The 1,311-nt window shown below is 68.1% G+C and carries 1 protein-coding gene; it reads right to left on the bottom strand.

What is annotated here, in order from left to right:
* A partial coding sequence (locus A9X05_RS25495) for an amino acid adenylation domain-containing protein (RefSeq protein ID WP_156736987.1) occupies positions 1-1,311 on the bottom strand: 1,311 nt, incomplete at both ends.

The raw sequence follows: 1,311 nt of genomic DNA, 5'->3' as shown, positions 1-1,311 counted from the left end.
CCCCCCCCCCCCCCCCGCCACATACAACTCACCCACCACACCCACCGGCACCGGATTCAGCCACTCGTCGAGGACGAGGAAGCTCAGGTGGGCCAGCGGTGTGCCGATCGGGCTGGCGGTGCTGTCGACGTCGCTCGCGACGATCTCCCGGAACGAGGCGTGCACCGTGGTCTCGGTGATGCCATACATGTTGATCAGGCGCGGCGACCGCTGCTGGCGGTTCAACCACTTGCCCAGCCGATGCGGTTCGAGCGCCTCGCCACCGAATACCACCGTGCGCAGCTTCCCCTCCCTGGCCAACTCGGGTGAGAGGGCGTAGAACGCCGACGGTGTCTGGCTCAGCACGCTGACTTCTTCGCGAATCAGCATGGCGTGCAGGTCTTCTGGTGAGCGGACCACCGCGTCGGGCACGATCACCAGCCGGCCGCCGTGCAACAGCGACCCGAAGATCTCCCACACCGAGAAGTCGAAGGCCAGCGAGTGACACTGCGACCACACCCGGCCCAGGGCCAGCTCGTCGTGCACCGACTCCAGCAACTGGGTGACATTGCGATGGGTGACGGCCACACCCTTGGGCGTACCGGTGGTCCCCGAGGTGTAGATGATGTATGCGATGTTCGCCGACGACGGGGCGGGCAGCCCCTCGGCGCACCGACCCGCGACGGCGGCCGCGTCGAGATCGATGACCGCCACGCCCGATCCGTCGAGCCTCGAGCGCAAGGCGGGGGTGGCGATTGCGGCGACCGGCGCGGCGTCGGTGAGCATGAATTCGATGCGGGCCGCCGGCAGTGCCGGGTCGATGGGCAGGTAGGCCGCCCCGGTCTTGAGCACCGCCAAAATCGCCACCACGGCCTGCGCCGAGCGCTCGGCCAACAGCCCCACACACTCCCCCGGACCGGCACCATACTCAATCAACAAGCGCGCCAACCGATTCGACGCCTCATCCAACTCGCCATACGTCAACGACCCGCCCCCACAGCTGATCGCCACCGCCCCCGGGGCACGATCCACCTGCGCCGAAAACAGCTCCGGAATCGACACCCCCACCGGCACCGAACCACCCAACACCGCCCGATTACCGATCACCTCCAGACGCGCACGCTCGCCCTCATCCAGCACCTCGATCGACGAGACACGCCGCGAGGAGTCGGCGGTCATGGTGACCAATACGTCGTGCAGTTGCGCGGCCAGGGCCTCGATGCGGGCGGTGTTGTATACGTCGGTGCGGAATTCCACCGCCCCGCCGATGCCGGCGGGCTGCCCGTCCTCGGTCCAGCGCTCGGCCAGCGAGAACACCAGATCCATGCGGGC

Origin of the sequence: Mycobacterium sp. E3298 (assembly GCF_001666895.1) — a bacterium.
Taxonomy (GTDB): Bacteria; Actinomycetota; Actinomycetes; order Mycobacteriales; family Mycobacteriaceae; genus Mycobacterium.
The sequence above is the reverse complement of the archived record's forward strand: the minus strand, read 5'-3'. Positions and strand labels throughout refer to the sequence as shown.